The sequence below is a fragment of the Arthrobacter terricola genome (assembly GCF_004354015.1).
Lineage (GTDB): Bacteria > Actinomycetota > Actinomycetes > Actinomycetales > Micrococcaceae > Arthrobacter > Arthrobacter terricola.
The window spans coordinates 35,296-59,770 of record NZ_SMRU01000017.1 but is presented as its reverse complement, the minus strand read 5'-3'; the positions used below and the strand labels follow the sequence as shown (position 1 = coordinate 59,770).

At 64.5% G+C, this 24,475-nt stretch carries 26 protein-coding genes; 13 read left to right on the top strand and 13 right to left on the bottom strand.

Going from position 1 to position 24,475, the window contains the following annotated elements; genetic code table 11:
* Positions 1 to 218: 218 nt before the first annotated feature.
* A complete protein-coding gene (locus tag E1809_RS14970; protein ID WP_133205041.1) occupies positions 219 to 872 on the bottom strand; it encodes a hypothetical protein in 654 nt (217 codons plus the stop codon).
* Between the two features lie 202 nt (positions 873 to 1,074).
* Complete coding sequence (locus tag E1809_RS14965; protein WP_133205040.1) at positions 1,075 to 1,623, bottom strand: YceI family protein; 549 nt, start codon at positions 1,621 to 1,623, stop codon at positions 1,075 to 1,077.
* Positions 1,624 to 1,827: 204 nt separating this feature from the next.
* Between E1809_RS14965 and E1809_RS14960 the strand changes: the two genes are divergently transcribed.
* The 5 genes from E1809_RS14960 (at position 1,828) to ccsB (ending at position 6,745) form a co-directional block, all read left to right on the top strand.
* The gene (locus E1809_RS14960) at positions 1,828 to 2,493 is read left to right on the top strand and encodes a histidine phosphatase family protein (protein WP_133205039.1); all 666 of its coding nucleotides are present in this window, start codon (positions 1,828 to 1,830) and stop codon (positions 2,491 to 2,493) included.
* 2 nt (positions 2,494 to 2,495) lie between these two features.
* Positions 2,496 to 3,131, top strand: coding sequence for a TlpA family protein disulfide reductase (locus tag E1809_RS14955; RefSeq protein WP_374102701.1), 636 nt, complete (start codon positions 2,496 to 2,498; stop codon positions 3,129 to 3,131).
* 13 nt (positions 3,132 to 3,144) lie between these two features.
* Entirely contained in the window at positions 3,145 to 3,900 is a 756-nt protein-coding gene (locus E1809_RS14950; RefSeq protein WP_133205038.1) for a cytochrome c biogenesis CcdA family protein, read from the top strand.
* Between the two features lie 191 nt (positions 3,901 to 4,091).
* Positions 4,092 to 5,672, top strand: a complete 1,581-nt coding sequence (resB, locus tag E1809_RS14945) for a cytochrome c biogenesis protein ResB (RefSeq protein WP_235835619.1) — start codon at positions 4,092 to 4,094, stop codon at positions 5,670 to 5,672.
* Complete coding sequence (ccsB, locus tag E1809_RS14940; protein WP_133205036.1) at positions 5,672 to 6,745, top strand: c-type cytochrome biogenesis protein CcsB; 1,074 nt, start codon at positions 5,672 to 5,674, stop codon at positions 6,743 to 6,745. Before resB ends, ccsB begins: the two co-directional genes overlap by 1 nt.
* Before the next feature lie 118 nt (positions 6,746 to 6,863).
* Here the strand turns inward: ccsB and E1809_RS14935 are convergent, their stop codons facing one another.
* Entirely contained in the window at positions 6,864 to 7,241 is a 378-nt protein-coding gene (locus E1809_RS14935) for a PLD nuclease N-terminal domain-containing protein (RefSeq protein WP_133205035.1), read from the bottom strand.
* A 78-nt stretch (positions 7,242 to 7,319) separates the two neighbouring features.
* Between E1809_RS14935 and E1809_RS14930 the strand changes: the two genes are divergently transcribed.
* Positions 7,320 to 7,646, top strand: a complete 327-nt coding sequence (locus tag E1809_RS14930) for a DUF4229 domain-containing protein (protein WP_133205034.1) — start codon at positions 7,320 to 7,322, stop codon at positions 7,644 to 7,646.
* Positions 7,647 to 7,678: 32 nt separating this feature from the next.
* Here E1809_RS14930 and E1809_RS14925 read toward each other — a convergent pair whose 3' ends face one another.
* From E1809_RS14925 to E1809_RS14905, 5 genes are all read right to left on the bottom strand, one after another.
* A complete protein-coding gene (locus E1809_RS14925; protein ID WP_133205033.1) occupies positions 7,679 to 8,560 on the bottom strand; it encodes a 1,4-dihydroxy-2-naphthoate polyprenyltransferase in 882 nt (293 codons plus the stop codon).
* A 73-nt stretch (positions 8,561 to 8,633) separates the two neighbouring features.
* Positions 8,634 to 9,767 carry an AMP-binding protein gene (locus tag E1809_RS14920; RefSeq protein ID WP_133205032.1) on the bottom strand — a complete coding sequence of 378 codons (1,134 nt, stop codon included), beginning with the start codon at positions 9,765 to 9,767 and terminating at the stop codon, positions 8,634 to 8,636.
* Between the two features lie 10 nt (positions 9,768 to 9,777).
* The gene (locus E1809_RS14915; protein ID WP_133205031.1) at positions 9,778 to 10,731 is read right to left on the bottom strand and encodes a 1,4-dihydroxy-2-naphthoyl-CoA synthase; all 954 of its coding nucleotides are present in this window, start codon (positions 10,729 to 10,731) and stop codon (positions 9,778 to 9,780) included.
* Positions 10,732 to 10,752: 21 nt separating this feature from the next.
* Positions 10,753 to 11,190, bottom strand: a complete 438-nt coding sequence (locus E1809_RS14910) for a VOC family protein (RefSeq protein WP_133205030.1) — start codon at positions 11,188 to 11,190, stop codon at positions 10,753 to 10,755.
* A gap of 90 nt (positions 11,191 to 11,280) precedes the next feature.
* Positions 11,281 to 12,009, bottom strand: coding sequence for a CPBP family intramembrane glutamic endopeptidase (locus E1809_RS14905; RefSeq protein WP_133205029.1), 729 nt, complete (start codon positions 12,007 to 12,009; stop codon positions 11,281 to 11,283).
* 208 nt (positions 12,010 to 12,217) lie between these two features.
* Between E1809_RS14905 and E1809_RS14900 the strand changes: the two genes are divergently transcribed.
* The gene (locus E1809_RS14900) at positions 12,218 to 13,714 is read left to right on the top strand and encodes an amino acid permease (RefSeq protein ID WP_374102700.1); all 1,497 of its coding nucleotides are present in this window, start codon (positions 12,218 to 12,220) and stop codon (positions 13,712 to 13,714) included.
* Between the two features lie 103 nt (positions 13,715 to 13,817).
* Here the strand turns inward: E1809_RS14900 and E1809_RS14895 are convergent, their stop codons facing one another.
* Entirely contained in the window at positions 13,818 to 14,543 is a 726-nt protein-coding gene (locus E1809_RS14895) for a dienelactone hydrolase family protein (protein WP_133205028.1), read from the bottom strand.
* A gap of 210 nt (positions 14,544 to 14,753) precedes the next feature.
* On the opposite strand from E1809_RS14895, the gene E1809_RS14890 reads away from it, so the two are divergent.
* The 6 genes from E1809_RS14890 (at position 14,754) to E1809_RS14865 (ending at position 20,332) form a co-directional block, all read left to right on the top strand.
* Positions 14,754 to 15,410 (top strand): pentapeptide repeat-containing protein, encoded by a 657-nt coding sequence (locus E1809_RS14890; protein ID WP_133205027.1) that lies wholly within the window; start codon positions 14,754 to 14,756, stop codon positions 15,408 to 15,410.
* 118 nt (positions 15,411 to 15,528) lie between these two features.
* Positions 15,529 to 16,752, top strand: a complete 1,224-nt coding sequence (locus E1809_RS14885; protein ID WP_133205026.1) for a thiolase family protein — start codon at positions 15,529 to 15,531, stop codon at positions 16,750 to 16,752.
* Positions 16,752 to 17,549 carry an enoyl-CoA hydratase/isomerase family protein gene (locus tag E1809_RS14880; protein ID WP_133205025.1) on the top strand — a complete coding sequence of 266 codons (798 nt, stop codon included), beginning with the start codon at positions 16,752 to 16,754 and terminating at the stop codon, positions 17,547 to 17,549. Before E1809_RS14885 ends, E1809_RS14880 begins: the two co-directional genes overlap by 1 nt.
* Entirely contained in the window at positions 17,546 to 18,409 is an 864-nt protein-coding gene (locus E1809_RS14875) for a 3-hydroxyacyl-CoA dehydrogenase family protein (protein WP_133205024.1), read from the top strand. Before E1809_RS14880 ends, E1809_RS14875 begins: the two co-directional genes overlap by 4 nt.
* Before the next feature lie 91 nt (positions 18,410 to 18,500).
* The gene (locus E1809_RS14870; RefSeq protein WP_133205023.1) at positions 18,501 to 19,715 is read left to right on the top strand and encodes an FAD-dependent monooxygenase; all 1,215 of its coding nucleotides are present in this window, start codon (positions 18,501 to 18,503) and stop codon (positions 19,713 to 19,715) included.
* Positions 19,716 to 19,738: 23 nt separating this feature from the next.
* Positions 19,739 to 20,332: a GNAT family N-acetyltransferase gene (locus E1809_RS14865; RefSeq protein ID WP_133205022.1), complete on the top strand. Its 594-nt coding sequence runs from the start codon at positions 19,739 to 19,741 to the stop codon at positions 20,330 to 20,332.
* Between the two features lie 61 nt (positions 20,333 to 20,393).
* On the opposite strand, the gene E1809_RS14860 is transcribed toward E1809_RS14865, so the two are convergent.
* The 4 genes from E1809_RS14860 to E1809_RS14845 form a co-directional block, all read right to left on the bottom strand.
* A complete protein-coding gene (locus E1809_RS14860) occupies positions 20,394 to 21,614 on the bottom strand; it encodes a Gfo/Idh/MocA family protein (protein ID WP_268908696.1) in 1,221 nt (406 codons plus the stop codon).
* Complete coding sequence (locus E1809_RS14855; RefSeq protein ID WP_133205021.1) at positions 21,611 to 22,762, bottom strand: Gfo/Idh/MocA family protein; 1,152 nt, start codon at positions 22,760 to 22,762, stop codon at positions 21,611 to 21,613. The genes E1809_RS14860 and E1809_RS14855 overlap by 4 nt, the downstream gene beginning before the upstream one ends.
* Positions 22,759 to 23,526 carry a ThuA domain-containing protein gene (locus E1809_RS14850; RefSeq protein WP_133205020.1) on the bottom strand — a complete coding sequence of 256 codons (768 nt, stop codon included), beginning with the start codon at positions 23,524 to 23,526 and terminating at the stop codon, positions 22,759 to 22,761. The genes E1809_RS14855 and E1809_RS14850 overlap by 4 nt, the downstream gene beginning before the upstream one ends.
* 143 nt (positions 23,527 to 23,669) lie before the next feature.
* Positions 23,670 to 24,422: a carbohydrate ABC transporter permease gene (locus tag E1809_RS14845; protein WP_215279595.1), complete on the bottom strand. Its 753-nt coding sequence runs from the start codon at positions 24,420 to 24,422 to the stop codon at positions 23,670 to 23,672.
* Positions 24,423 to 24,475: the final 53 nt, after the last annotated feature.

Genomic DNA, 24,475 nt, shown 5'->3' with positions numbered 1-24,475 from the left:
GGCGGATTCGTGCAAAGAATTCTGCCTGCGTGGGGAAGGGACCGGATATGGCGCCCTCCGCAGGCGCCTGACTACGCCCGGCCGCGCCCGCAGAGGGTCAAAGACCTCAACGATATTTAGGAATAAGGAAGGCCGCGGCGTCCCCCGAGGGACTTGCCGCGGCCTTCAGCTTGAGCTCCGTGCTTGTTACAGGACGTACTTACTTTAGGAAGTGCTTGCTACTGGAAGTGCTTCCTCGACTCGGGAAGCCACATGAGGACGGCGGCCGCCACGGCGGCAGCGGATCCGATGAAGCTCAGGTTGCCCGTGACCATTTGGCCGAAGAGTCCGATGAGGGCGAAGGCGCCAAGTACGGTGAGGACGATCCGGGCCCAGCGGGCACCTTCCTTCAATCGGACGGCGCAGAAAACGTAAAACGCGGCGAAGATGATTCCGAAGACCAGGCCAGTGATCGCGGCACCGATGAACACTCCGCCGAACTGGCCGGAAATGATGCCGACGTTCACGATGCTGAGCAGGATGCCCAAGACAGCGGCTGCAATCCAGAGCCAGTAGGAAATCGTCAATTGCTGCGGGACTCCGGTGGTGTCGCGGAAGCGCTGGGCGATGTTGTTGAAGTCGAGGCCGAAAGTGTTCCTCGCAGGTGCTGCGTAGCCGAGTCCAGCGGGAGGCGTGTTGTCACGGCCCGAGAGGGGGACGCCATAAGCTGCCTGCGCGCTACCGGGTGCCGGTTGCTCGTACGACGGCGGTGCCTGGTAGGACGGTGGAGCCTGGTACGACGGAGGTGCTTGGTATTCCTGCGGAGGTTGGTAACCCGCAGGAGGGACATTGCCGGGCTGCTGAGGCTGTGGAGCTTCGTTTGGGTTACTCATGGCTTCACTGTAGACCTGAGGTTTAAGGATTCCTAGGAAATTCTTGGCCAATTCGCTGCTAAGCATCGGGTTTTAGGCGAACAATTGGCGGGTGATTCCGCAAGAGACGAAATGGCGCCTTCGAGGCTGCACACTGCTTGGTGTGCTCCCCCGAAGGCGCCATTCAGCTGCGGCTTCGGCTAGCCGGCCGGTCGAGCGGGACTTAGGCCGCAGGTGCGATGAAGGCCAGTTCGAGGTTGATGACAACCTTGTCGCTGACCAGCACGCCGCCGGCTTCGAGTACTGCGTTCCAGGTGAGGCCGAATTCCTTGCGGCTGATGGTGGTTTCGCCGGAAACGCCCGCGCGGGTGTTGCCGAAGGGGTCAACGGCCACGCCGTTGAATTCGGTCTCGATGGCGACCTCTTTGGTAACGCCCTTGATGGTCAGGTCGCCGACGAGGTCGAAGCTGTCGCCGTTGGCCTTGACGTGGCGCGAGACGAAGGTGATCTCCGGGAACTTCTCCACGTCGAAGAAGTCCTCGCCCTTGACGTGGCCGTCGCGGTTGACGTCGCCCGAGTTGAAGCTGTTGGTCTGGATGCTGGCGTTGACCTTCGATTCGGCGAGGCTGCCGCCCAGTTCAAGGGTGGCTTCGGCTTCGGTGAACTGGCCGCGGACCTTGCTGATGCCGGCGTGGCGGACGGTGAAGCCGATCTCGCTGTGGGAGTTGTCGAGGGTCCAGGTTCCGGTGGTTACGTTGGCGGGAAGAGTCATGGCGTTCTCCTAAGGAAGGTGTGGTTCTAGCTTCGTCGGACGTTCGGCTTCGCTTTGGTTGAAGTGTCAACCGAACCTTGTGTCCAGTATAAACATGCAAATGCATCTTTTATTCCACCTTCAGGGAACTTTTACGTGAAAGTTTCGGTTCTACGAAACGTAGAAGATTTCAGATCGACCGCCTTCTTTGAGAAACTGGTAAACATGCCCCAAGCAACTGTCCATCTGCTCCGCCATGGCGAGGTCTTCAATCCCGACGCCGTTTTGTACGGTCGGTTGCCTGAGTTCCACCTCTCCGACCGCGGCCGCCAGATGGCGCAGATGCTCGCGGACCACTTCGCCGCACGGGCCGCACAGGGCGCCAACATCGTCTACCTCGCTTCCTCGCCGCTCACTCGGGCACAGGAAACCGCGCTGCCTACGTCCCAGGCGCTGAACCTCAGCATCCACACGGAGCCGAGGATCATCGAGGCCGAAAACCACTTCCAGGGACTGCACGCCACCATTTCCGAGTTCATCAAGCCCAAGCACTGGTTCGAATACCGCAATCCGCTCCGCCCGTCCTGGGGCGAGCCGTACAAGGAGCAGGCCGCCCGGGTGCGTGCCGCCGTCGACGACGCCCGCTTGAAGGCGATTGAGCTTGGCGGCGATGGCGCCGAGGCCATCCTCGTGAGCCACCAGCTCCCCATTTACGCCACCCGGCTCGCCGCCGAAGGCCGGCCGCTTTGGCATGACCCCCGCAAGCGCCAATGCACCCTCACCTCACTGACGTCGTTGGTGTTCGACGACGGCGGCAAGGTTGCGCGGGTCGACTACACCGAACCTGCCGCTGTGCTGCTGCCCGGCGCCGCGAGTACGCCCGGAGCATGACGATGGACCGAAACGCCAACCGCAAGACCATGAATTCTGCCCTGACATCGCGCCGCAGCATCCTCGCCGCCGGGGGAGCGGCGATTGCCGCGCTCACCGTCGGGCTGTCCGGGTGTGCCCAGGAGGACGACCTCGCGAAGCAGGCGAAGGCCGGCGACAACAAGAACTACGTCGCAGGAGACGGCTCAGTGACCGAGTTTGCCAAGGCCGACCGCAAGGCGCCGGTGAACATCAAAGGCACGCTGTTCGACGGCACCGCGGTGACTCCGCAGGACTTCGTGGGCAAGGTGACTGTCCTCAACTTCTGGTTTGCCGCGTGCGCGCCGTGCCGGGTCGAAGCGCCGCTCCTGGAGCAGCTTCACCAGGAGTTCAAGCCCCAGGGCGTCCAGTTTTACGGCGTAAACCTCCGGGACGAGAAAGCCACGGCCGACGCGTTCGACAAGACCTTCAACCTCAGCTACCCCAGCTTCAATGACCAGGACGGAGCCGTGCTGTTGTCCGTGTCCGGCATCGTCCCGCCGGGAGCGGTGCCCACCACGTTGGTGCTCGACAAGGAAGGCAAGGTTGCCTCCCGCGTCCTGGGCGAAATCGAAAAGGGCACCCTGAAGGCGCTCATTACCTCAGCGGTTGCCGAGTAGGTGCCTGGACAACGTGAATAGCCCCTTTGCCGAGACCATCCTGAGCGGATCCTTGCTGCTGGCCATCCCCGTGGCCTTGCTGGCGGGTTTCGTGTCATTCCTCTCGCCCTGCGTCCTTCCCCTGGTTCCCGGGTACCTCGGCTACGTGACCGGGCTGACCGGCGTCGACCTCCAGAAACAGAAGCGCGGGCGCATGCTTGCCGGAATCGGACTCTTCGTCCTCGGTTTCTCCGTGGTCTTCGTCCTGTTCGGCGGCGCGTTCGGCCAGTTGGGCACCCTCATCACGGGCCGGCAGAATACGTGGATCACCCAAATACTGGGCCTCTTGGTGATCATCATGGGCGTGGTTTTCCTGGGCGGTTTCGGGTGGTTGCAGCGCGACGCCAAGATCCACGCCAAGCCGCCGGCCGGGTTGTGGGGTGCGCCTTTGCTGGGGATCACCTTCGGCCTCGGCTGGGCGCCATGTATCGGCCCCACCTATTCAGCTGTCCAGTTGCTGAGCCTTTCCGGCGGGTCGTCCGCCACGAAAGGCGCCCTGCTGGCGTTTGTCTACAGCCTGGGCCTGGGCATTCCGTTCCTCCTGATCGCCATCGCAGTACGCAGGGGGATAGGCGTCCTGTCCTTCTTCCGCAAGCACCGCCTGGCCATCCAGAGGGTCGGCGGGGGCATCCTGATCCTTCTGGGGCTCTTGATGGCCACCGGATTGTGGAGCGCCTGGGTCACCGAATTGCAGTACTGGTTCCAAACCGATGTGAAGTTGCCGATCTGATGAGCGAGCCTGTGCAAGGTAAAGAGAATTCCACCACGTCCGCCACGAAACTGGACGGCGGCGAAGCCACCGGCAAAACCGCAGCCAAACCCGCCAAGGACAAGGCGAAAACCAAGGCCGACAAAGCCGCGGCGAAGGCAGTGGACAAGGCCAAGGCCGAGGCGGCATTGCCGATCCTTGGCATCAAGGGCATGCTGCGTTGGGCGTGGACCCAGCTGACCAGCATGCGCACGGCGTTGTTCCTCCTGCTCCTGCTGGCGGTCGCCGCCGTTCCGGGTTCGTTGTTCCCGCAGCGGCCCGCGAACCCCGCAATCGTCACGCAGTACATCCAGGACCACCCGGACTACGGGAAGATCCTGGATTCCGTGCAGCTGTACGATGTCTACTCGTCGGTCTGGTTCTCGGCTATCTACATCCTGCTGTTTATCTCCTTGATCGGTTGCGTGACGCCTCGAGCCATCGCACACTACAAGGCCATGCGCTCCCAGCCGCCGCGGACGCCCAAGCGGTTGTCGCGACTCCCGGAGTACGGAACCCTTGTGCTGCCCGCCGACGCCGGGATCCCGGCGTCGAAGGCTATCCAGGACGCAGCCGCGCTGCTCAAGAAGCGCGGCTACCGCGTGGAAGTACGCGACCTCGACGGCGCGCTGCCGTCCTTGGGTGCCGAACGCGGCTTCCTCAAGGAAGTGGGAAACCTGGTCTTCCACACGTCGTTGATCGGTGTCCTGGTTTCTGTCGCGGTCGGCGGGCTGTTCGGGTACAGCGGCCAGCGCATCCTGGTGGAAGGCGACACGTTCGTGAACACGCTGGTCGGCTATGACCAGTTCAGTCCCGGAACCAACTTCCAAAGCAGCTGGCTGGAACCCTACTCAATCCAGCTGAACAAGTTCGATGCTACGTTCGACCGCGAATCGCCGTCCCACTTCGGCCAACCGATCGACTACACCGCCGCGGTCACCACGAAGGAATCTCCCAACGCGGCGGCCAAGCAGCAAACCCTCAAGGTCAACGATCCCGTGATGCTCGGCGACACCAGCATCTACCTGACGGGTAACGGCTACGCCCCGATGGTCACCGTTCGCGATGGTGCGGGAAACGTTGCGTTGCAAGGTCCCGTGGTAGCCAAGCTGCAGGGTGACAATTACTACTCTTCGGTGGTCATCAAGGTTCCCGACGCCAAGCCCGATCAGCTTGGCTTCGCGGGCTTCTTCCTGCCCACCGCGATGGAGACGGACCAGGGTGTGTCTTACAGCGGCGATCCCGAACTCGTCAACCCGCAGTTGAACCTCAACTCGTATTATGGCGACCTCGGGCTGAACAACGGTGCCCCGCAGAACGTCTTCGAGCTCGATGTTTCCAAGCTGACTCCGCTCAATGGCCGCGGCCTGGCCCAGAAGGCCATCGCGCTCGCTCCAGGCGGCACCTACACCCTGCCGGGCGGCAAGGGCAGCATCACGTTCGACGGCGTCAAGAAGTACATAGGTATCGACATCCACCACAACCCGGGCCAGTCCGGCGCCCTGGTGTTCGCCCTGCTCGCCGTCGCAGGCCTGCTGCTTTCGCTGTTCCTCAACCGCCGACGTGTTTGGGTGCGGACGGGAACCCACGAGGATGGGCGCACAATGGTGGAGTACGGCCTCCTTGCCCGTGGTGAAGACCATAGGCTTGCTGGAGAGGCGGCCGCGATCCGCGAACAGCTCCACCGTGAATGGTTCTCTTCCGACGAGCAACCCACCGACACCGTTTCTTCCTCAACCTCGAAGGACCAGTAATGCTCCCCATCAACGAAACCATGGGCCAATACAGCGAGCTGTTCATGCTGCTCGCGGCCGGCACGTACACGGTGGCGTTCATCGCTTTCGCGTGGGACCTCGCCAAGAGCAGCAAGACGCTGCGCGCGGTAGACCTCAAGGCGGCCTCGGCCGCTTCGTCGGTCGCCGTCGAGGCCAAGGTTCCGGTTGCGGCGGGCCGGGCCGGTGGCAACGACGTCGGCGGGCCGGCCGGCCGTGCCGAGCGTCCGACGTCGGCCGTTGCTTCCGTCAGCCAGACCGCGGGCGGCGACATGAAGTACGCCGCTGAGCGCCGCGTTCCTGCCCGTGTGGCGGTGGCAGTCGCCATCATCGGTGTGGCGATCCATGGCGCCGGCGTGATCACGCGCGCGATCGGCGCGGGCCGTGTGCCGTGGGGCAACATGTACGAGTTCCTGACCACGGGTGCGTTCCTGGTGGTCGCGGTGTTCCTTCTCTCGCTCATCCGCCGCGACCTGCGGTTCCTGGGCACCTTCGTCTTCGGCCTGGCCATCATCATGATGGTGGCCGCGTCCGTGACTTACTGGACCCCGGTAGGTCACCTGGTTCCGGCACTCCAAAGCTACTGGCTGGTCATCCACGTCTCCATCGCCGTGATGTCCGCGTCCCTGTTCACCTTGACGTTTGCCATGTCAGCCCTGCAGTTGCTGCAATCGCATCGGCAGAAAACCTTGGCGGCCGGCGGTGTGGACAAACTGGGCTTCATGCGGCTGGTCCCCAACGCCCTGAGCTTGGAAAACCTGTCCTACCGCATCAACACCGTGGGATTCGTGGGCTGGACCTTCACCCTCATGTTCGGCGCCATCTGGGCCGAGAAAGCCTGGGGTCGCTTCTGGGGCTGGGACACCAAGGAAGTCTGGACCTTCGTGATCTGGGTGGTCTACGCGGGCTACTTGCACGCCCGTGCCACCCGCGGCTGGACGGGAACCCGCGCGGCGTGGCTGTCGATTACGGGCTACCTGTGCGTGATCTTCAACTTCACGGTCGTCAATGTGTTCTTCAACGGTTTGCACTCGTACTCGGGGCTGCCGTCCTAGGCTTCCGGGTCTCCGGCAGGCCGTGTTCCTGACCCTTTTTGAGCAAAGAACGACGGCGACACTCCGCTTTGGTGGGTGTCGCCGTCGTTCTCGTTTCAAAAAAGGTCAGGAAAAAGCGCTAGTTGCTGACGTCGCCGCTGTCCTCGGCGTTTTTGCCGTCCTTGAGCTTGCGTTCCTTGGCATCGAGCTCGGCCTTGAGCTTCTTGAGCCGCTCGGCTTCGGCCTGGTTGCGACGGCGGGCCTCAAGGTTCCGCAGGAACTCGGGGTCGTCGTCGGGAGCCGTTGTGTGGCTCACCGGCTGGGCGTACGAGCGGTTGGCGTAGGGGCGGCCCAGGAGGAACCACAAGACGGTACCGAGGATCGGCAGCAGGAAAACGACGAGGAACCACGCCGTTTTTGAAATTGCGCGAGTCTCGCGGCGGTCCGTGCGGATGACGTCCACCAGGCCATAAACGTACACGAGCAAGACGACCACAACGGCAACTACGCGGAGCATAACGTCAAGTCTAGTCGCCGGAGCTGATGGCGGTAGTTCCACCATCAGGGTGCAGTCAGGCTGTGACGGTAAACTTGCCTGGTGCCTTTCATTAAGTACTCCCTGATCCGCCTTGCGCTCTTCCTGCCGCTCTTCGTGGTGTTCGCACTCCTGCAGACCGGTTTGTTGCTGGCGGCGATTTACGCTGGGCTGATAGCTTTCGCCATCAGTTTCCTGTTCTTCAAGAAGCAGCGCGACGACGCCACAGCATCAATGCGCGAGCGCTTCTCCGGCCGGGCCAAGCCGATCCGCTCCGCGCTGGAGATCGAAGACGCCGATATCGAAGACCGGCTGGTGGATGAAAACCCCGAGGTCAAGGTGGAAAACGACCGCCGCCCCAAGGACCGCCGCCCGAAGGAAGCCTAGGCTCGAGTCCCCTGGGACCGCCAGCGGGCGTTCTAGAAGCCGTGGCTCAGCACAAGGCCGAGGGAGAACAGCACGCTGAATCCAAGGTTGATCAGGCCGGTCTGCTTGAGCACAGGGATGAGGCTTTTGCGCTTGCGTCCATTGACCATGAGCCATGCCGGCATGAGGCAGGCCGGGATCAGCAGGAGCACGATCAGCATCCACGGCCTGGTGGGTGCCAGGACGACGACCAGCAAGATCGCCACTGCCAACATCAGGACGTAGCTTTCGCGGGCGTGACGGTCGCCGAGCCGTACAGCCAGGGTCCGTTTGCCTGCGGCGGTGTCGGTCGGGATGTCCCTGACGTTGTTTGCCATGAGCAAGGCGCAGGCGATCAGTCCGGTTCCGATCGCACCGATGACGGCCGGGAGGCTCACCTGTCCGGCCTGGGTGTACGTGGTGCCGAGCGTTGCCACGAGGCCGAAGAAGACGAACACGAAGAGGTCGCCCAGGCCCATGTAGCCGTACGGGTTCTTACCTCCGGTGTACCCCCAGGCGGCGAGGACGCAGCCGACGCCAACCAGGATCAGCCACCACGCCTGGGTGATGATCACCAAGGCCAAACCGAAGGCCATCGCCAAGCCAAAGGCGGCGAACGCGGCCCATTTGACGTGTTCCGGCCGGGCCACGCCCGAACCGACCAGCCGCAGCGGTCCCACGCGGTCCTCGTCGGTGCCACGAATGCCGTCGGAGTAGTCGTTGGCGTAGTTGACGCCGATTTGGAGGAGGAGCGCCACCAACGCGGCGAGGATGGCGTTCAGGATCCTGAAGGACTGCAGTTCATAGGCGGCCGCGGTGCCGATCAGCACCGGCGCGATCGCCGCCGGCAGTGTGCGCAATCGGGCGCCTTGGATCCATTGTGCAGCTGTTGCCACGTTGAGTACCTCGTGTTGATTCGCAGGGTGTTCGCGTTGGGGGCGAAGGTTGTTGACGCAGGTGAGAACTTATCTATTCTCCCTGATGCACCTCGGTGAGAAGTTCGATCATGGCCAGGCGGTCGGGTTTGCCGTTGGGAAGCATGATGAGCCCGTCGGTGGTCAGGATGGTCTTGGGGGCGAGGGTGCCGAGCACGTCCTGGCTGCGGGCCTTGTAATTTTCGATGCTTTCGGCGGAGCTGTCCTCGACCGCGACGTAAGCCGCCACAGCTTGGCCCCATTCACGGGAAGGCACGCCGGCCACGAAAGCCGCCGTGACGCCGTCGAGCTTTTCCAGCTCTGCCTGGATGAACGCGGCGGAGGCTTTGACGCCGCCGGTGACGATGACGTCGTCGGCGCGGCCGAGCACGGTGAGGGTGCCATCGGCGCCGAGCTCGCCGAGGTCGTTGGTCCGGTACCAGCGGACGCCGTCTTCTTCGAAGAAAGCGTCTGCACTCGCCTCAGGCGCGTCCAAGTAGCCCGAAGCCACGGTATCGCCGCCCAAAAGGATGCGGCCGTCGTCGTCGATCCGCACTTGGACGCCTTCCAGCGGGGTGCCGTCGTACACGCAGCCGCCGCACGTCTCGGCGGAGCCGTAGGTGCTCACCACCTTGAGTCCGGCGTTGTTGGCGGCACCCAGAAGGGCCGCTGACGCGGGCGCGCCGCCGAGGAGGATGCCGTTGAAGCGCCGGAGAACCGCGAGCGTTTCGGGTGAGGGCGAGTCGAGGAGCCGCTGCAATTGGGTGGGTACCAATGCCGTGAAACGGGTAGTGTCCGTGAGTTCTTCCGCCGCCGAGGTGAAAGCTTCCGGGGTGAAGCCGCCCGAAAGGTCCATGACCCAGGGCCGTGTACCGGCGAAAAGTGAACGCACCAGCACCTGGACGCCGGCGACAAACTGCAACGGGAGGGCAAGGAGCCACTGCCCTTCGCCCCGGAGTGCCATGGCCGTGGCCATCGACGAGGCGGCGAGCTCCTCCACGCCAAGCACCGTGGCCTTGGGCGTGCCGGTGGAACCGGACGTGCGGACCACTACTGCGGCGCCTTCGAAACCGGGGGTCGGGACCGCGACGGCGTGCGGTGAGCCGTCTGCGGAGACGATGATTTCGACGGCGGGACCCTCACCGTGGAGGGCTGCGGCGAGGGCTTTGAGAACGGGATCGATGTCCATGGCGAATCTCCTAGAAGTAGTAGGGGAAGCTGGACCAGTCCGGATCGCGCTTTTCGAGGAAGGCTTCCTTGCCCTCCACGGCTTCGTCCGTCATGTAAGCCAGGCGCGTCGCCTCGCCCGCGAAAACCTGTTGGCCGGCCAGGCCGTCGTCGGCCAGGTTGAAGGCGAACTTCAGCATCCGGATGGCCTGGGGAGACTGCCGGGCGATATCCGCGGCGTACTCCAAGGCAACTTCCTCAAGCCGTTCGTGGTCCACGGCTTCGTTGACCGCGCCCATGCGGACCATGTCCTCCGCGGAATATTCGCGCGCGAGGAAGAAGATCTCGCGCGCGGCTTTCTGCCCGATCTGGCGCGCGAGCAACGCTGAGCCGTATCCGGCATCGAAACTGCCCACGGTGGCGTCCGTCTGCTTGAACTTGCCGTACTCGCGGGACGCGATGGTGAGGTCCGAGACGACGTGCAGCGAGTGCCCGCCGCCCGCGGCCCAACCGTTGACGACGGCGATGACCACCTTGGGCATGGTCCGCATGAGCCGCTGGACCTCCAGGATGTGTAGCCGGCCGGCGCGGGCGGGGTCGATGGTTTCCTGTGTCTCGCCGTCGGCGTACCGGTACCCGTCCCTGCCGCGGATCCGCTGGTCCCCGCCGGAACAGAACGAGTGGCCGCCGTCCTTGGGGGAGGGGCCGTTGCCCGTCAGCAGGACCGTGGCGACATCCGGCGTCATCCGGGCGTGGTCCATGGCGCGGTAGAGCTCGTCCACGGTGCCCGGACGGAAGGCATTGCGGACTTCCGGGCGGTTGAACGCGATCCGGACCGTGGGTAGGTCGCGCTTCACGGAGCCGTCGGCATTGCGTTCCACTTGCCGGTGGTAGGTCATGTCCTGGAAGTCGTCGAAACCGGATACTGTGCGCCAGCGCGAGGGGTCGAAGACGTCGGAGACCTTGGCGGGGAAGTCGGTGTTCACCCTCCGAGTCTAGTAATCCGCTCAGCTGATGCAGAACTCGTTGCCCTCGGGGTCGGCCATGGTGTGCCATTCGTGTGGTCCCTGGCCCGCCGTCCACAAGTGTTTGGCGCCGCGTGCCTCCAAGGCCGCGCGGACCACGTCCTTGTCCTGCCCTGCGAGCCGGACGTCCAAATGGATGCGGTTCTTGGTGGACTTGCCCTCCGGAACGGCTTGGAACAGCACCCGCTTGCCGGTCGCCTTGTCCTGGTCTTCCGAGGGGATGATGGCCGCCCCGGTTTTCCACACGAGCTTGCCGTTGTGCGTGGTGGTTTCTTCATCGGTGGCGAAGCCTTGCTCGACCATCGACCGGATGAACGCCTCATCCTGCGGCTCCACCACCCACTCCAGCGTTTCGGCCCACCAATCGGCGAGCGTGTGGGGATCGTTGCAGTCGACTACTACCTGAAAGTTCAGTGCCATGCACCGAACGTACGACGACGGCGCGTGGCCGCGGAAGTGCCTTGCGGCCAGGTTTTGTCCGGGTTGCTGGAGTTAACGGTGTTGCCGAAGTTAACCGCCCAGGAGCTGTTGCGGCACCACGTAGATTAGGACGACGGCCAGCAGGTTCTTGGAAGCGTGGATGAAGTAGGAGAACATCACGTTCTTGCCGGTCCAGACGTACGCGGCCACGAGGATCCCGCCCATGCCCAAGTAGGGGGCGAGGGCGGGGAGTACCAGTCCTTCGCGTCCCACAACGTGGACGGCCGCGAAGCACGCCACGGACAACGCGCAACAGAGCCAGATGTTGACGTGCCGCGATAACTTGCCGATGAGCAGGTGCCGGAACAGGTATTCCTCGACGAAGGGTCCCAGCACCACCAGGAGGGGCACCACGTACCATGGCGGCAATTGTTGGACGAGCGACTGGAGGCCAAGCTGGTTTTGCGATGCCCTCGCTGAGCCGGTCAAGCTCACCAGGATGGCGCTCAGAACCAGCATCGCCACGATCGATACGGGAATCATGGCCACGGTGAACCACGGCCTCGTGGCAAGAATGCGCATGTCCCGTGCGATCACGCGCCACGCGGCGGCAACCGCGAACAGCCCGACCGAAACGTAAAAGGCGACATTGACGGCGAAAACGGCCGTGGCGGCGTCGGGAATGGCTTGGCGTACCAGGTTGGTGACCGGCGCCGGCGCTGCAGTGAGGACGGCCGCCAGCACGACGTAGAGCCCGAACGCCACGGCGTCCAGGGCCGAGAAACGGTACAGCCTTCCAGCTGGCGGAATGGTGCCCATGTGACCAGCCTAATCCCCGGCGCGGGGTGCTCCTGTTGCCCCCGTCACGTCATGGTCAAATCACCGGCTAGAATGGATCTGCCGGATTTACCTTCGACGCTTCCGTAGTTTCGCTATTGATTCGACGCGCCAACAGGCCGAAAGCTCGAATTGCATCGATCCCCGTGAAGCCAGGATCCGGCATCTCCTCAACCCACAAGGAACAGCTGTGCCTCAAAACAACACAACCGACCTTCAGCGCGAGCCGGGAACCCTGGCAGCGCCCAGCACAATCACAACTTCCGAAAACCTCAGCACTTCCGAAAACCTCAGCGCCGAGGGTTATCAGAAGACCCTGAGCCGCAGGCACGTGACCATGATCGCGATGGGCGGCGCGATCGGCGTCGGCTTGTTCATGGGTGCCGGCGGGCGCCTGGCTTCCACGGGGCCGGCGTTGATTTTCTCCTATGCCATTGCCGGGGTCATCGCTTATTTGTTGATGCGGGCGCTGGGTGAGCTGATCATGTACCGCCAGACCTCGGGTTCCTTTGTCAGCTACGCGGGGGAAATGTTCGGCAGGAAGGGCGCCTACCTGTCGGGGTGGATGTATTTCATCAACTGGGCCATGACGGGCATCGCCGAGCTGATCGCGATCGGCCTGTACTTCCAGTTCTTCTTCCCGAACGTGCCCGTGGAGGCGTCCGCGATCGCCGCGCTGGTGCTGCTGGTGGCCGTGAACCTGTTCAGCGTCAAGGCCTTCGGTGAGTTCGAATTCTGGGCCTCCTGCCTGAAGGTCGCGGCGATCCTGATCTTCCTGGTGGTGGGCACGTTCATGGTGGTCACGAACGCGCAGGTCGGTGGCGGCCACGCGTCACCCACCAACCTGTTCGCCGCGGACGGGGGGATGTTCCCCAAGGGCGGGCTGGTGATGATTCTGGTGCTCAACGCGGTGATTTTCGCGTACAACGCGATTGAGCTGGTCGGCATCACGGCCGGTGAGATGCAGAACCCGGAACGTGAGGTGCCCAAGGCGATCCGCGCCGTCGTGATCCGCATCGTGGTGTTCTACGTCGGTTCCGTGACGCTGCTGGCGATGCTGCTGCCCTCGGACCAGTACCACGCGGGCACCTCGCCGTTCGTGACCGTGTTCGGGCAGATGGGCCTGCCGTGGATGGGTGATGTGATGAACATGATCGTGATCACCGCTGCGCTGTCCTCGTGCAATTCGGGGCTGTATTCGATCGGGCGGATTTTCCGCACGATGGCGAACAATGGACATGCTCCGCAGTGGCTGACGAAGATGTCCACCCGGCACGTGCCGTACGCGGCGATCCTGGCCATCGGGGCCGTGTATCTGGTGGGGATCCTGCTGAACATCTGGCTGGGCGGTTCGCACGCGTTCGACCTGGCGCTGAACACGGCCTCCATCGGGGTAATCTTCACCTGGGGTTCGATCTTCGCGAGCCAGATCGCTTTGCGGAAGAAGAAGGGCCTCGTTTCGTCCCTGCCGATGCCGGGTTCGCCGTGGACCAGCTGGGCCGGGCTGGTCGCGCTTCTGGCCATCACGGTGCTGATCGGCATGGACACCATGACCGACAAGGCCACCGGCGAGGTCTTCCTCCTGGGCCTGTGGACGCTCGCGACCATCCCGTTCTTCGCCCTGGTCCTGTGGCTGGGCTGGCAGAAGGTCAAGAACAACGAACCCAAGAGCGAACTCTTCAGCTAACCCTGTGGGAATCCCGGACGCGAACTCGCTGGAACGGTGCCGGCTCGCCCGAACCTTTCGGCGACCCGGTCGCGTTCCGGCGATCTCGACAAAGGCGCTCTGCTTAGTCCCTCAAGTACCTGGCGAAATGCTCCTCGATCCGCTGCCACGCCTCCGGGGCGGCGGTCGGATCGGGCTTGATGCCCATCACACGCATGAGCGGCCGCAGTGCCCGGGGGCCAACCGGGACGTCGTTCATGAAGGCGTGGCCCGCCGTCGGGAATTCCTTGATGTCGTTCTCGATCCCGAGTTTCGTGAGGACTCCCTCCAGCTTCCCGGCCGCACCGGCGAGGGTCTTGTCCATTCCCCCGTAGTTGCCCACCACCGGGCAGGCGCCTGCCAGTGCGTCCTCGGGATCCTGCGGTAGGCGGCCGTAGTTCACTGAGGCGGCATCGAAGTTGTCGCGGGCCGCGAGCAGCGCGAATCCGCCTCCCATGCAAAATCCGATCACGCCCAGTTTGCCCGTGCATTTGGGGTTGCTGCGCAGCCAGGCCTGCGCCGTCGAGATATCCGTGAATGCGCGGCCGGTGCCCGACGCCATGGACCGCATGGTCGCCACGAGGCAGCGCCTCGCACCGCCGTCGCTGAAGAGGTCGACGGCGAGGGTCAAGTAGCCCGCGGAAGCGAGCCGGTCCGCGTGGCGGCGCATGACGTCGTCGAGCCCGAAGGCTTCATGGACAAGCACGACGCCGGGAAACGGCCCGTCGCCGCGGGGCTCGGCCAAGTACCCATGGAGTGCGAGTGAGCCGCCCGCGGCCTTGCTTTCGGTACTGAGGTCGATGTTCGCCATGGGGTCCTTTCGGTGGCGGGTCCGGTTGCCGGTCAAGGGCCAGTTTTTGCCATCCGGCCCGGGCACGCAAGGGGCGGCTGCCGTTGTCGGGGGTCGCGGTTAGGCTCGATGCATGGACTTCAGCACCACACCCAGCCAGCACGTCGGCCCGCGTCCGGAAACGGGCAGGCCAGCCACCTCGGAAGCCGCAGCGAAAGCGCGGGTGCTCTGATGGCGGCCGCGAAGGTAACCGCGCCCCGGATTTCGCCCATCACACTCGACGAACTTCGTGACGAAACCTCGCCGGATTTCCAGCGCGGCGAACGTTACGACGGCATCCGGTTCAACCAAGCCGCCGCTGATGGAGCGGAATTGAGTGGCGCCGACTTCATCGAATGCGAATTCAACGGCGTGTCCTTCAACGAGGCCCAGTTGCGGGGTGCCACGTTCCGCGACTGCATCCTGAACGAGCCCTATGCCCCCGTGTTCCCGGCCGCACGCACGTCCTGGCGCGAAGTGGAGATCAGCAATCCGCGTTGGGGCTCGGCGGAAATGTATGAGGGCTCCTGGCACTCGGTCAGGATCGACGGCGGCAAGCTGGACTTCCTGAACCTGCGCGGATCCAAGATGATGGACGTCCAGATCACAGGCTGCATCATCAATGAACTCGATCTGGGGGCCTGCACGGCCACGCGCGTCGTGCTGAAGGAATGCACCATCGGCACCTTGGATGTCTCCGGGGCGAAGCTCAAGGATGTGGACCTGCGCGGCTCGGATTTCCGGACGATCAACGGGATCGGAGGCTTGTCCGGGGTTGTGGTTGACGACTACCAGCTCAGCTTGTTGGCACCCTTGTTGGCCGGCCATTTGGGAATCCGGGTGGTGTGAGCGGATAGCCGGAGCCGCCCGGCACTGTTGACCACCGGGCGGCTCCGTGTAATCTTTATAGAACGAACGGTCGGTAAATTATTCAGCCGGCCCCATTCCCTTCGCGAAGGATGTTCCCATGGTCGAGGCTTTTCTTGTTGGCGGTGCCCGCACCCCTGTAGGCCGTTACGGCGGCGCGCTTTCAGCCGTCAGGCCGGACGACCTCGCAGCCCTCGTGGTCCGTGAAGCCGTGGAACGGGCGGGCATTGATCCCGATGCCATCGACGAGGTCATCCTGGGCAACGCCAATGGCGCCGGTGAGGAAAACCGCAACGTTGCCCGCATGGCAACCCTCCTCGCCGGACTGCCCCTCCACATTCCGGGCATCACGGTCAACCGGCTCTGTGCCTCGGGCATGAGCGCCATCACGATGGCCAGCCACATGATCAAGGCCGGTGCCGCGGACATCGTCGTCGCGGGCGGCGTGGAGTCCATGAGCCGTGCGCCCTGGGTCCAGGAGAAGCCTGCCACGGCCTTCGCCAAGCCCGGCCAGATTTTCGATACCTCCATCGGATGGCGGTTCGCCAACCCGCTCTTCACCAAAGGTGAGCTTTCCCGCGACGGCAAGATGACCTTCTCGATGCCTGAAACCGCCGAAGAAGTGGCGAGGGTAGACGGAATAACCCGCGAGGACGCCGACGCCTTCGCGGTTCGCTCACACGAACGAGCACTCGCCGCCATCGCCGCGGGCCGCTTCAAGGACGAAATCGTGCCCGTCACCGTGAAAACGCGGAAGGGCGAAACGGTTGTGGACACGGACGAAGGGCCACGGGAAGGGACCACCATGGAGGTCCTCGCCGGACTCCGGCCCGTCGTTCCGGGCGGTTCTGTTGTCACGGCCGGCAATTCGTCCTCGCTCAATGACGGCGCGTCCGCAATTATCGTCGCCTCCGAGGCCGCGATCGAGAAATTCGGCCTCGTGCCGCGTGCACGCATTATCGACGGCGGCTCGGCCGGTTGTGAGCCGGAAATCATGGGCATCGGCCCGGTTCCGGCCACGCAGAAGATCCTGGCCAGGTCCGGCCTTACGGTCGGCGACCTTGGCGCCGTCGAACTCAATGAAGCCTTCGCGACGCAATCGCTCGCGACCATGCGGCGGTTGGGCCTGGACGCGGGCATCGTCAACAACGACGGCGGCGCTATCGCTTTGGGGCATCCGCTCGGTTCCAGCGGTTCCCGGATCGCGATCACGTTGCTCGGCCGCATGGAGCGTGAGCTCGGGGTCACCGACCGGAAGATCGGGCTGGCAACGATGTGCATCGGCGTCGGGCAGGGTGCGGCGCTCCTCTTGGAAGGCGTGTAATGGCACTGACTTCCGAAGAGTTCGGAACCTTGATCGTCGAGGAACGCGAGGACCGGGTAACGGTACTCCTGAACCGTCCCGAGGTTCGCAACGCGATCGACCAGCAGATGGTGGACGAACTCCATCGGGTCTGCGACCACCTTGAGCGTGAGCCGAAAATCCTGATCATCGCCGGCGTCGAAGGCGTTTTTGCCTCTGGTGCGGACATCGACCAACTGCGGGAACGCCGCCGGGACGACGCCCTGCGCGGGATCAACTCCACCATCTTCGTGCGCATCGCGAAGCTCCCGATGCCGGTCATCGCAGCCTTGGACGGCTATTGCCTGGGCGGCGGAGCCGAGCTGGCCTACGCAGCCGACTTCCGCATCGCGACGCCCGGCCTGCGGATCGGCAACCCGGAGACCGGGCTCGGCATCATGGCGGCAGCCGGGGCAACGTGGCGACTGAAGGAACTCGTCGGCGAGCCGATGGCCAAGGAAATCCTCCTCGCGGGGGCCGTTCTCGGCGCGGAGGAAGCTCTCCGGATCAACCTCATCACCCAAATCCATGAATCACCCGTGCTCATGGAAGCCGCCCACAACCTCGCCGATCGGATCGCCAAGCAGGATCCCCTCGCCGTCCGGATCACCAAGTCGGTTTTTCATGCTCCGGCCGCGGCGCACCCCGTGATTGACACGTTGGCGCAGGGAATGCTCTTCGAATCGCAAGCCAAGTTCGATCGGATGCAGGCGTTCCTGGACAAAAAAGCTGAGAAAAAGGCCAACAAGGCAGACACCGCAGACAGGACCCGGAAATGACTACAGCCCTCGCCATCCCGCACGTTGTAGGTGTCCTCGGCGGTGGCCGCATGGGCGCCGGCATTGCCCACGCCTTCCTGGTGAAAGGCGCAACCGTGATCGTGGTTGAACGTGACCACGAAGCCGCAGCCGGCGCGCACAGCAGGGTGGCCGACGCCGTCGCCAAGTCAGCGGCACGCGGCACCCTGAACGAAACCGCGGAAGCCGCGTTGGCACGGTTCAGCACGTCCACTGATTACGAATCCTTCGTTCATTGCGGGCTGGTGGTGGAGGCCGTCCCCGAAGACTACGAGCTCAAGGTCGCCGCCCTCAAAGCTGTGGAGGAGCACCTGTCCGCGGATGCCTTCCTGGCCTCCAACACGTCGTCCCTCTCCGTCTCAGGCCTCGCCTCCGAGCTCCGCAGGCCGGCGAATTTCCTGGGCCTGCACTTCTTCAATCCGGTCCCCGCGTCAACGCTCATCGAGGTTGTCCTGGCCAAGGAAACGTCTTCCGAGTTGGCGACCACGGCGAAAAGCTGGACCGAGGCACTCGGCAAGACCGCCGTCGTCGTTAATGACGCTCCGGGGTTCGCGTCCTCGAGGCTGGGCGTCGCGATCGCGCTTGAGGCGATGCGCATGGTGGAAGAAGGCGTGGCATCCGCGGAGGACATCGATGCCGCGATGGTCCTGGGCTACAAGCACCCCACCGGGCCACTCCGGACCACGGACATCGTGGGCTTGGACGTGCGCCTGGGCATCGCTGAATATTTGCACTCGACGCTGGGGGAGCGGTTCGCCCCGCCGCAGATCCTGCGCGACAAAGTGGCCCGCGGCGAGCTCGGACGCAAGACCGGCAAGGGATTCTTCGACTGGACCTACTAACCCCCTCGAGTTTGGTGTACAGGTAATGCCCTTAAGAGGCCTTCTTAAGGGCATTATCTGTACACAAACCCGGGTCGGTTAGGCTGGCGGGGTGACCTTGAAGGAGCCTGTGCCAGCGGGTGTCGGAGCCGCGCGATCGGCGGTGGTGGTCGGCGCCGGCATCGGTGGCCTGTGCGCGGCAATATCGTTGCGGCAGCTCGGGTGGTCCGTCACGGTGCTCGAACGTCGTTCCCAGGCGGGCGACGGCGGCGCGGGGATTTCCCTGTGGCCGAACGCCATGCGCGTGCTCGAGAGATTGGGCGTGGCGGAGGAAATCCGTTCCGTTGCCGCGCCATTATCCTCCGACGGCGGGTTGCGGCTTCCGAACGGCCGCTGGGTCACGCGGGCGAAACCGGGCGAGGCGCCGCTGATCGAGGTGGTCCTGTTGCACCGCGCCGATCTGCACTCGATCCTGCTCGGCGCCCTCCCGGCTGATTGCGTCCGCACCGGAGTGGAGGCCGTCGCGTTGGAATGGTTGGCGTCCGACGGCGGTGGGCGGGCAAAGCTGTTGGCTCGCGGACCGGACGGGCCGCTTGAGATGAGCGCCGACGTCGTGGTGGCCGCGGACGGTGTGAACAGCACACTACGGCCGCACATTTCGCCTGAGGCGCTGCCGCCCGTCTACAGCGGGCACACCACGTGGCGTGGAGTCACTCCGCCGGGCACTGTGCCCACGACCGGTGGGGGAGAGACGTGGGGTCGCGGCATGAAGTTCGGTTACCTTCCCCTGACCGGTGGCCGGACTTACTGGTTTGCCGAGCTGCCTGCTGCCTTAGGATCACGGAACGTGAACGAGCAAGAGGCGTTGTTGAAGCTCCTGGCGGGTTGGCACGAGCCCATCGAGGCACTCATCAAGGCAACCCCTGCGGAGCAGGTCCTGCCGCTCGACGTCGAATATCTGCCCGATCTTCCAAGCTATGTGCGTGGAACGGCGGTCCTCCTAGGTGACGCCGCCCATGCGATGACCCCGGACCTTGGCCAAGGCGGATGTCAGGCGATTGAGGATGCGGCAGTATTGGCGGCCCACCTCGCGGCGTCGGACGATGTTCGGGAAGCGCTCCTTCGCTACGACCGTGACCGCCGGCCACGCACCCAAGCCATTGCCCGCTCGGCCCGCCAAATGGGACGCTTCAGCCAAGTGAGCAATCCGGTGACGGTGGCCCTGCGCAACGCCTTGATCCGGCTGACCCCTCCGCGTGCCGCCGTGCGCCCGCTCGAACGGATCAGTGGTTGGATACCCCCGGAGGTACCGCCGAGTAACTCGTAGTGGATGTCGGTTAGGCTGGCGGGGTGACCCCTTTTGCACCCGTGACCCTCGATGGCCGGTTCGTGACGTTGGAGCCCTTGAGCCAGGAACACCATGATGGCTTGGTCGATGCTGCCAAGGACGGCGAACTGTGGAAGCTCTGGTACACCTCAGTGCCTGCGCCGGAAGGCATGGCCACCGAGATCGACCGCCGCCTCGCCTTGCAGGACAAAGGCACCATGCTGCCTTTCGTCACGCGCTTGAAAGCCGACGGCAGGCTGATCGGCATGACAACGTACATGAACATCGACCCCGTCACGCCACGGGTCGAGATCGGTTCCACGTGGAACGCAGCCTCGGCGCACGGCAGCGGCAGCAACCCCGATTCCAAGCTTCTGCTCCTTCGCCACGCGTTCGAGACCTTGGGCTGCCCCGCGGTCGAATTCCGCACCCACTGGCTCAACCACCAGTCCCGGGAGGCTATCGCCCGCCTCGGGGCCAAACAGGACGGCGTGCTCCGCAACCACTCGCGCACATTGGACGGCGTCCTGCGGGACACCGTGGTGTTCTCCATCCTTGAGCATGAATGGCCGGCCGTCCGTAACGGCCTGGAATTCCGGCTCGCCAAGCGTTTTTAGGGTAGATGGCGAAGGCCCGGTCGAAGGAGCTTCGGCCGGGCCTCGCCTTGGCGGGCATAACTCACACGCTCTGCCAGCGGCTGTCGGCTGCCGCGCTGGCTTCGACCGCTTCGAGCACTTTCTGGACCTGGAGCGCGTCCGCAAAGGAAGGCTCGGGTTGCCGGCCTTCGGCGATCGCAGTCACGAAATCCACCACTTGGTGCGTGAAGCCGTGCTCGTAGCCGAGGCCGTGGCCGGTTGGCCACCAGTTTCCCACGTAAGGATGGGACGGCTCCGTGACCATGATCCGGCGGAAACCAGCGTCCGGGCCGTCCGCTGCGCCGTAGTACTGCAGCACGTTCATATCCTCGAAGTCGAAGGCTACCGAACCGAGGGTTCCGTTCAGCTCAACGCGCATGGCGTTCTTGCGTCCGAGTGCGAAACGGGTGGCCTCGAAGACGCCGATCGGCCCGCCGTCGGACGCCGCCCCGTTGTCGTGAGGCCCGCCGTCGTGGGCTGGCCCGCCGAAGCGCGCGCTGAAGATCGCCGCGTCGTCCACGGTCACCTTCCCGCGCGGCACGTCATCGCCGACGGCGCCGTGCCCGCCCAAGCCGACCATTTCGCCGCCGATCGGCCGTTCCTTCACGAACGTTTCGAGCATCGCCGAGACGCCGCTAATCGTGCGGCCCGTGATCCACTGGGCGGCGTCGATGCTGTGGGCGCCGATGTCGCCGAGGGATCCGGAACCGGATTTTGACTTGTCCAGCCGCCAGGTCATGGGCGCGTTCTCGTCGCTCAGCCAGTCCTGCAGGTACTGCGCCCGGACGTGGCGGATGGTGCCGAGCCGGCCGTCGTCGACCATCCGCTTGGCCAGCGCGAGTGCCGGGGTGCGCCGGTAGGTGAAGCCGCACATCGAGTACACGCCGCGGGCCGCCGCGAGGGATGCGGCCTCAGCCATCCGTTCCGCCTCAGCGACGGTGTTGGCCAGCGGCTTTTCGCACAGCACATGCTTTCCCGCCTCAAGGGCCGCGATCGCGATCTCTGCGTGCGTGTTGCCGGGCGAGCAAATGTCGACGACGTCGATATCGTCCCGCTCGATCAGCTCGCGCCAGTCGGTGTGGACTGAGTCCCAACCGAGTTTCGCTGCAGCCGCACGGGCGGCGGAATCGTTCCGCCCGACCAACGCCGTCAGTTGCGGGGCGAGCGGGAGGTCGAAGAACCGCGGCGCGGTCCGCCAGGCCTGCGAGTGTGCGGCTCCCATGAAGGAGTAGCCCACCAGCCCGACCCTCAACACCTTGCTCACAGTGCCACGCTTTCGCCGGCCAGGGCGCTGCGGACCGAGGTCCAGGACTTCAGCACCTCGAGGACGGCGGGGTCGCGCTCGGCGAGGACAGCCTCCGCGTACGATTCCTCGAGGAGGGCATCCACGGAAACCCGGGTGCCGATGGAAGCGCTCAGGATGGCTGCTTCCACCATCGCCAGGCTCATGATGTTCTGGTGGACCTGGCCCATGGGCGTGCTCCCTGTGCGCAGGGCTGCTACGAAATCGCGCAGGGATCCGGCGATTTCCTGCCCGGGGTTCTCGGCGGCGACCCCGGAAAAGCCGGAAGCGTCAGCGCCCAGCTCCGCGTCCAGGATCGGCTCATTGTCGCCGTCCCACAAGACCGTGCCGTGCTCGCCGCTGATCCGCCACGCCGCATTCCACGAGGTCTCCCTGCCCGGGCTGCACCAGCTTCCCGTGAACACGAACCGTTCGCCGCCCGTCATCTCGAAGATCGCCGTGGCCCCGGCGTCGCCGCTGTACCAACTCCAGGACGGGTTGTATTCCTCGCAAAACACCGAAACCGGGTCAGCGTCGAGGAGGAACCGGGCCATGTCGAACTGATGGATCGCCATGTCCAGCAGCAAAGGGTGGTCCATGGCGTCGCGGAAGCCACCGAAGTGCGGAGCCTTGAAGAATTCGGCCGAGACGATGCCCACCGCGCCCAAGGAACCAGAAGCCAGCCGCTTCGCCTCAAAAAGGTGGCGGTTGTAGCGACGGGACTGGCTGACCATGAACAACTGGCCGGTGAGTTCCGACGCAGCGGCAAGGGACAAGCCCTGGGCCACAGTGGATGCCACGGGCTTTTCGCCCAGGACCGGCAGTCCCGCCGCCAGAGCCTCGGTGGTGACCGGGTGGTGGGCCACCGGGATGGTGACGTTGATGACCGCCTGGGCTCCGACGTCGGACGCCAACTGGGCGGTCCCGGCTCCTACCGGAAGGTCGGGGCGCCCGATCGACGCCGCACCGGCGCGGGCCGCGTCGAGGTCCAGGTCCACGATGCCCGCCAACTCGACGAGGGGCGACTCTTCGACGGTCCGCAGCCAGGCGCGGCCCATGCCTCCGGCACCGACGACGACGACGCGAAGCGGGGTGCCGTCGTCGGGAATCGTTGCGAAGGGGGTGCTCATGCGTTGGCTCCCTGGTAGCTCTTGCCGTTGAAGAAATCGTTGGTTTCGTAGCGGAGCAGTTCCGGGTACGCGCGCTCGGGCCGGTCCGTGACGGCCCATTCGACGGCGTTGGAGATGACCCGGCGGACGTCCTTGTGGTGGTAGACCGGGTAGTCCTGGTCACCGGGGCTGAAGAAGAAGATCTTGCCGTGGCCGCGGCGGAAGGTGCAACCGGAACGGAAGACTTCGCCGCCGCTGAAGGAACTGACGAACACGAGTTCCTCGGGCGTGGGAATGTCGAAGAATTCGCCGTACATTTCCTGCTGGTCGATCACGATCGGGTGCGGAACACCCTTCGCAATGGGGTGCGTGGGATCCACGGTCCACACCAATTCGCGGTCCTGTTCCGAACGCCAGCGGAGAGTGCAGGAGGTACCCATGAGTTTCGTGAAGATCTTGGACCAGTGGCCGGAGTGCAGCACGATCAAGCCCATTCCGGACAAGACGTGCTGGTGGACACGCTCCACGATTTCGTCGTCGACGTCGGCGTGGGACATGTGCCCCCACCAGGTCAGGACGTCCGTGTTGGCGAGGACTTCCTCGGTGAGTCCGTGTTCGGGCTCGTCGAGCGTGGCCGTGCGCACAACCGCGTTGGCTCCGAGGTTTTCCTCGATGCCGGCCTTCACGGCGCCGTGCATTCCCTCGGGATACAGGCGGGCGACCAGTTCGTCGCGCTTCTCGTGCCGGTTTTCGCTCCACACCGTGACGCGGATGGGTTCAGACATGGTTTTCTCCTTGGAAGGTGGTTGTTTGGGGGCCCGACGGCGATGCGTGCGGGCGGTAGGTAGGGCCCGACGGCGGCGGGCTGGGCGGCGGGTTCGGCACCGGCGGTGCGTGCCGCCGTCGTGAGCTGCTTACTTGACCGCCGCTACTTAACAGCTCCGCCGGTCGTGCCCGCGGCGATGTACTTCTGCGCGGCGACCAGCAGGATGATCGCGGGGATGGACGCGAGGACCGCGGTGGCCATGACCGAGCTCCAGTCGTTCACGTAGGCGCCGATGTACTGGAAGATGCCCAAGGTCACGGGACGCACGGCCTCGGTGGTGGTCAGGGTCAGGGCGAAGAGGAAATCGCTCCACGTGAACAGGAAGGTGAAAAGCCCGGCGGTGATGAGCGAGTTCCTGCTCAACGGGACCACGATGGACCAGAAAGCCCTCACATGCCCTGCCCCGTCCACGCGGGCAGCTTCGATGACCGAGGCCGGCATGCCGTTCATGAACGCCCTGATGATGAGGATCGCGAAGGGAATGCCGTGGGAGGAGTCGGCCAGGATCAAGCCCGGGATGGAGTTGAGGAGACCGAGGTCGTTGTAGGCCGTGTAGAGCGCGTTGGCCACGACGATGCCCGGAATCATCTGGCTGATCAGGATCGCGAAGAGGACCACGCCCGCGCCCCGGACCTTGAAGTAGGCCAAAGCGTAGGCCGCGGGTGCCGCGATGGCCAGGCAGAGGACCACGCTCCCCAAGGAGATGATCAGGCTGGTTCCGAGGTTCCCGCCCTGCTCGTTGATGGCTGTGGCGTAGCCCGAGAAGTCGGGCTTCAAGGGCAACCACGAGGTTTCCAGCGTGGTGCCGTTGGGCTGCAGCGAGGCGTTGATCATCCAGTAGACCGGAAACAACATGATGGCCAGGAAGACGATGGCCAGGACCGTGTAACCCCACTTCTTGCGCTCGG

Excerpts from the sequence above, each read along its gene's own strand:
- E1809_RS14960 (WP_133205039.1), top strand. The coding sequence starts at position 1,828 with ATGCCCCAAGCAACTGTCCATCTGCTCCGCCATGGCGAGGTCTTCAAT.
- E1809_RS14845 (WP_215279595.1), bottom strand. The coding sequence starts at position 24,422 with ATGTTGTTTCCGGTCTACTGGATGATCAACGCCTCGCTGCAGCCCAAC.
- E1809_RS14885 (WP_133205026.1), top strand. The coding sequence starts at position 15,529 with ATGGTCGAGGCTTTTCTTGTTGGCGGTGCCCGCACCCCTGTAGGCCGT.
- E1809_RS14910 (WP_133205030.1), bottom strand. The coding sequence starts at position 11,190 with ATGGCACTGAACTTTCAGGTAGTAGTCGACTGCAACGATCCCCACACG.
- E1809_RS14905 (WP_133205029.1), bottom strand. The coding sequence starts at position 12,009 with ATGGGCACCATTCCGCCAGCTGGAAGGCTGTACCGTTTCTCGGCCCTG.
- E1809_RS14970 (WP_133205041.1), bottom strand. The coding sequence starts at position 872 with ATGAGTAACCCAAACGAAGCTCCACAGCCTCAGCAGCCCGGCAATGTC.
- E1809_RS14875 (WP_133205024.1), top strand. The coding sequence starts at position 17,546 with ATGACTACAGCCCTCGCCATCCCGCACGTTGTAGGTGTCCTCGGCGGT.
- E1809_RS14920 (WP_133205032.1), bottom strand. The coding sequence starts at position 9,767 with ATGGACATCGATCCCGTTCTCAAAGCCCTCGCCGCAGCCCTCCACGGT.
- E1809_RS14965 (WP_133205040.1), bottom strand. The coding sequence starts at position 1,623 with ATGACTCTTCCCGCCAACGTAACCACCGGAACCTGGACCCTCGACAAC.
- ccsB (WP_133205036.1), top strand. The coding sequence starts at position 5,672 with ATGCTCCCCATCAACGAAACCATGGGCCAATACAGCGAGCTGTTCATG.
- E1809_RS14890 (WP_133205027.1), top strand. The coding sequence starts at position 14,754 with ATGGCGGCCGCGAAGGTAACCGCGCCCCGGATTTCGCCCATCACACTC.
- E1809_RS14895 (WP_133205028.1), bottom strand. The coding sequence starts at position 14,543 with ATGGCGAACATCGACCTCAGTACCGAAAGCAAGGCCGCGGGCGGCTCA.
- E1809_RS14935 (WP_133205035.1), bottom strand. The coding sequence starts at position 7,241 with ATGCTCCGCGTAGTTGCCGTTGTGGTCGTCTTGCTCGTGTACGTTTAT.
- E1809_RS14955 (WP_374102701.1), top strand. The coding sequence starts at position 2,496 with ATGGACCGAAACGCCAACCGCAAGACCATGAATTCTGCCCTGACATCG.
- E1809_RS14880 (WP_133205025.1), top strand. The coding sequence starts at position 16,752 with ATGGCACTGACTTCCGAAGAGTTCGGAACCTTGATCGTCGAGGAACGC.
- resB (WP_235835619.1), top strand. The coding sequence starts at position 4,092 with ATGCTGCGTTGGGCGTGGACCCAGCTGACCAGCATGCGCACGGCGTTG.
- E1809_RS14855 (WP_133205021.1), bottom strand. The coding sequence starts at position 22,762 with ATGAGCACCCCCTTCGCAACGATTCCCGACGACGGCACCCCGCTTCGC.
- E1809_RS14850 (WP_133205020.1), bottom strand. The coding sequence starts at position 23,526 with ATGTCTGAACCCATCCGCGTCACGGTGTGGAGCGAAAACCGGCACGAG.